Here is a 3889-nt window from a genome sequence, read left to right as displayed (position 1 = left end):
CTCATCCGGTTTCGCGGCGAGTCTTGGCACCTGCGCTCCTATCGAGGCATCGCCGGTTGCGCCTTGGCCCTCTGCGCGCGCGCGCCGGGGCTGCCAGCGCCGATTCGCGTCAACAGCGGTGTCGGGGATCTCATCGAGCGCACCACGGACGCCATCACCGCGCTCGCGCGAGTTGCGGACGCTGGGCTGGCGTCTTAGGCTGCGGGCATCGCAATGCAACGCACCGGCCCGAGCCGGGTATGGATTGACACCGATGACGACACCCAAGGCACTGCGGATGCCACCACTGACCCAGACCGCCGAGGGCCGTGAACGGCGCGTCGGGGTCGAGATCGAGTTCAGCGGACTGACCATCGCCGAGACCGCCGACCTGGTGCGCGGGGTCTTGTTTGGGGAGGAGGGCGGCGAGCTGTTCCATCCGGGCCGCTACGAAATCGCGCTGCGCGGCGATCCGGCCGGCGATTGGGCGGTGGAACTCGACTTCGCCTTCCTCAAATCCATGGGCCGGCGTGAACGCGTAGAGGATGACTTCGGCGGCGCGGTCGAGGGCTTTGCCGAGGATCTGTTGCGGATGATCGCCGAGCGCATCGTCCCGGTCGAGGTCGTCAGTCCGCCGCTGCCGATGTCTCGGCTTGGCGAGTGCAACGCCCTCATCGAGCGCCTGCGCGCGGCCGGGGCGCGCGGGACCGCCGATGATCCGACCTACGCCTTCGGCATGCAGCTCAACCCGGAAGTGCCGGCGACCGATGTCGACACCCTGCGTCAATATCTGCAGGCCTTCCTCTGTTTGGAAGATTGGTTGCGCGAGCGCGTGGCGATGGATCTGACGCGGCGGCTAACCTTCTTCGCCGATCCCTTTCCGAAAGGCTATGTGCGCACCACGGTGGCGCCGGGTTACTTGCCCGCTCGCGCGGGCTTGATCGATGACTACCTGCACGCCAATCCGACCCGCAATCGCGCACTCGATCTGCTGCCGCTGTTCGCGCACCTCGACCCAGAGCGGGTGCGGGCGCGAGTCAAGGACGAGCGGATCAAGCCACGGCCAACCTTCCACTATCGGTTGCCGAACAGTGAGATCGACCGCCCCGATTGGGATCTTGGCGTGCCCTGGGATGACTGGCTGGTGGTCGAACGCCTGGCCGCCGACCCGGTCCGGCTGGAGCGGCTGTGCGCGACCTACAACGCCTATCTCAACGACCCCCTCGGGCGCCTGACCGGGGACTGGAAACAGGAGTGTCAGCAATGGCTGAGCGAGAACAGCCTCCTCTGATCGCGGTGACCGGGCCGACACGCGGCTCGCACGCGCCCAAGATTCTGGTCCAGCTCGCGCTGCGGCTGGCTGGCGCGCGCACCGAGTTGCTAACGCCGGCGGACCCCAAGCCCCAGGTGCAGGAAACCGCCGATGGGGTGGTCATCACCGGCGGCCATGACATCGATCCGGTGCTCTATGCCGCCGCGCCCGAGGTCGTGCCCAAGTACGATCCCGAGCGCGATGCGCTGGAATCGGCGGTGATCGACCGCGCCCTCGCGCGCGGGCTGCCGCTGCTCGGCATCTGCCGGGGCGCTCAGCTGTTGAACGTGCGCCTCGGCGGCAACCTGTTCCAGGAACTGCGCTCGCGGCGCAAGCACACCTCCAACCGCTGGACCATCCTACCGCTCAAGACCCTCTGCATCGAACCGGGCAGCGAACTCGAGCGCCTGCTCGGCAGCGATCGCGCGCGCATCAACAGTCTGCACAATCAAGGGATCGACAGCCTTGGCGAAGGCCTGGTGGTCGCCGGCCGCGATCTCGATGGCATCGTGCAGGCGATCGAGGCGCCGCTACACGCGTGTTTGCGGGGCGTGCAATGGCACCCGGAATTCCTGCTCTACAACCGTGGTCAGCGCCGGCTCTTCGAGACGCTCGTCGAAGCGGCGCAGGCGCGTGCCGGGCGTTAGCGAGGGGCTTGTCGAGCGGCTGTCGATTTCTACTTCGCGCTTATTGCCGGACAGTGGCTCTCGACAGGGGAAGCGGTTGATGGACGCTTTCTAAGCGGCGTGATCCAGGTTCTTATCGAGCCGCCGTTTACTCACAGAGAGCACTTCGATGCCGACCAAATGCCCCTCGGCATCATAATCGGCGAGAATGCCAGACTCGATTTCCTTGGTATTCGCCACCTCTGTATCCGTAATCTCGAAATAGGCAGCGTCTGCTTCCGGGTCAAATTCAAGCTTCATGGTGGACATGCCTCGTTGTCGAAATAGGCGGTGACAACCGCGACAGGGTCGCGAGTGTCGTTGTAGATCACGCGCAGAAGGCGAAAACCTCTCTCTGGTACTGGCCAGACTACTTGTACCAGCCTGTCGTCATCGGGATCGTCTTCGATCCGCAACGGATTGTTCAATGCCTGCGCGATCCAGGCTTCGGGAATCCGTCGTTGCATGCAGCGCTTGCGCGCATGCTCGGTAAGCATGAAATTCATGCGGAGTTAATCGTTTCGGGAACGCTCGTCAGCCTCTGTCCGTATCCGTAGATCGGCATGCGCCAGCGTGCGATGCACCGGGCAGCGCTCGGCGATCTTGAGGAGCGATGCCCGCTCGCGCTCGCTGAGCGCGCCGGTCAGTGCCACGCGCTGGACGATTCGTTGCGGACCATGCTGTTCGCCGTCCGCGGCCGGGAGCTGCTCGTGGCGCAAGCGCACCTCGATATCGTCGAGCGGCAGCCGCTTGCGGTTGGCCAGCATCCGCAGCGTCATCGAGGTGCAGGCGCCGAGCGCCATCAGCAGCAGCTCGTAGGGGTTGGGGCCCAAGTCCGAGCCCCCGGCGGAGACCGGCTCGTCGGCGAGCAGTTGATGGCGCGCCGCATAGAGGCCACGCAGGAAGGCCTGATCGCGTTCGGTGACGAGCACCTCGCCCGAGGCAACGGCCGGCGCGGTGCCGCCGCTGGCCTCTTCTCGATGTTGCAACAAGCCGAGATAGCGGCTGGCCCAGGCCACCAAGGTCTCGGCGACGTACTCGGAGTCTTCGCGCCTGGTCAGCAGATGGTCGGCCCGGTCGAGCGAGATGAAACTCTTCGGATGCAGCGCTGCCCAGTAGATCTTGGCCGCTTCCTCGACCTCGACGATCTCATCGACCGGCGAGTGGAACACCAGGAGCGGCCGCTTGAGCCGGCGGATATGCTCGGCGTCGGCATACTGCTCGAGGTCGTCGAGGAACTGACGGCGGATGCGAAAGTGCCGGCGGCCGATCTTGACCTCGGCCTCGCCGGTGGTCTCCAGCTCGCCGCGCACCCCGCTGAACAGATGCTGGATGTGACCGGGCGTGGCCGGCGCGGCGATGGTGACGACGGCCTCCACCGAGGGCAGGTTGCCGGCGGCCGCGAGCACCGCCGCGCCGCCGAGGCTGTGGCCGATCAGAAGCGCCGGCGCGGCATGGTCGCGTTCGAGCGCGGCGGCGGCGGCGAGCAGATCCTGGACGTTCGACGAGAAGCTGGTGTTGGCGAAATCGCCGTCGCTGTTGCCAAGCCCGGTGAAATCGAAGCGCAGCACCGCGATGCCGCGCGCGGCGAGCGCGCGCGCGATGCGGGTCGCCGCCGCCAGGTCCTTGCCGCAGGTGAAACAGTGCGCGAACAGCGCGTAACGCTGGGTCTCGACGCCTGGCGGTGGCGTCTCCAGCAGACCGGCCAGGCGGTGACCATCGGGGTTGTCGAAGTCGAAGCGGATACGAGCCATGGATCAGCAATCGGCAGATGAAAGACACTCGGCAGCGCACGGCGCCGGATTCGCCAGTAATATGGGGTCCGCGCAAACGCACAACCAGGATCACGCATGAGCCGATCCAACACAGATCTGCGGAACACCGCCAACCGCGATGAGGTCGACGCCTTCTCGCAACAGGTGGCGGCGGCGCC

At 66.1% G+C, this 3889-nt stretch carries 6 protein-coding genes; 3 read left to right on the top strand and 3 right to left on the bottom strand.

Annotated elements, in window-relative coordinates; all coding sequences use genetic code 11:
• The 3 genes from ACLFQI_RS12270 to ACLFQI_RS12260 form a co-directional block, all read left to right on the top strand.
• A partial coding sequence (locus tag ACLFQI_RS12270; RefSeq protein WP_410759733.1) for a hypothetical protein occupies positions 1-198 on the top strand: 198 nt, incomplete at its 5' end.
• A gap of 55 nt (positions 199-253) precedes the next feature.
• Positions 254-1270 (top strand): amidoligase family protein, encoded by a 1017-nt coding sequence (locus ACLFQI_RS12265; RefSeq protein ID WP_410759732.1) that lies wholly within the window; start codon positions 254-256, stop codon positions 1268-1270.
• Positions 1243-1938: a gamma-glutamyl-gamma-aminobutyrate hydrolase family protein gene (locus tag ACLFQI_RS12260; RefSeq protein ID WP_410759730.1), complete on the top strand. Its 696-nt coding sequence runs from the start codon at positions 1243-1245 to the stop codon at positions 1936-1938. The genes ACLFQI_RS12265 and ACLFQI_RS12260 overlap by 28 nt, the downstream gene beginning before the upstream one ends.
• Positions 1939-2028: 90 nt before the next feature.
• Here ACLFQI_RS12260 and ACLFQI_RS12255 read toward each other — a convergent pair whose 3' ends face one another.
• Genes ACLFQI_RS12255 through ACLFQI_RS12245 form a run of 3 tightly spaced genes read right to left on the bottom strand, consistent with a single transcriptional unit; the run spans position 2029 to position 3710 of the window.
• Positions 2029-2217, bottom strand: a complete 189-nt coding sequence (locus ACLFQI_RS12255; RefSeq protein ID WP_410759728.1) for a DUF2283 domain-containing protein — start codon at positions 2215-2217, stop codon at positions 2029-2031.
• Entirely contained in the window at positions 2214-2462 is a 249-nt protein-coding gene (locus ACLFQI_RS12250) for a DUF4258 domain-containing protein (protein WP_410759727.1), read from the bottom strand. The genes ACLFQI_RS12255 and ACLFQI_RS12250 overlap by 4 nt, the downstream gene beginning before the upstream one ends.
• 6 nt (positions 2463-2468) lie before the next feature.
• Complete coding sequence (locus ACLFQI_RS12245) at positions 2469-3710, bottom strand: alpha/beta fold hydrolase (protein WP_410759725.1); 1242 nt, start codon at positions 3708-3710, stop codon at positions 2469-2471.
• Between the last annotated feature and the right edge of the window lie 179 nt (positions 3711-3889).

Source organism: Halochromatium sp., from assembly GCF_046541315.1.
Lineage (GTDB): Bacteria > Pseudomonadota > Gammaproteobacteria > Chromatiales > Chromatiaceae > Lamprobacter.
The sequence above is the reverse complement of the archived record's forward strand: the minus strand, read 5'-3'. Positions and strand labels throughout refer to the sequence as shown.

Excerpts from the sequence above, each read along its gene's own strand:
- ACLFQI_RS12265 (WP_410759732.1), top strand. The coding sequence starts at position 254 with ATGACGACACCCAAGGCACTGCGGATGCCACCACTGACCCAGACCGCC.
- ACLFQI_RS12250 (WP_410759727.1), bottom strand. The coding sequence starts at position 2,462 with ATGAATTTCATGCTTACCGAGCATGCGCGCAAGCGCTGCATGCAACGA.
- ACLFQI_RS12255 (WP_410759728.1), bottom strand. The coding sequence starts at position 2,217 with ATGAAGCTTGAATTTGACCCGGAAGCAGACGCTGCCTATTTCGAGATT.
- ACLFQI_RS12245 (WP_410759725.1), bottom strand. The coding sequence starts at position 3,710 with ATGGCTCGTATCCGCTTCGACTTCGACAACCCCGATGGTCACCGCCTG.
- ACLFQI_RS12260 (WP_410759730.1), top strand. The coding sequence starts at position 1,243 with ATGGCTGAGCGAGAACAGCCTCCTCTGATCGCGGTGACCGGGCCGACA.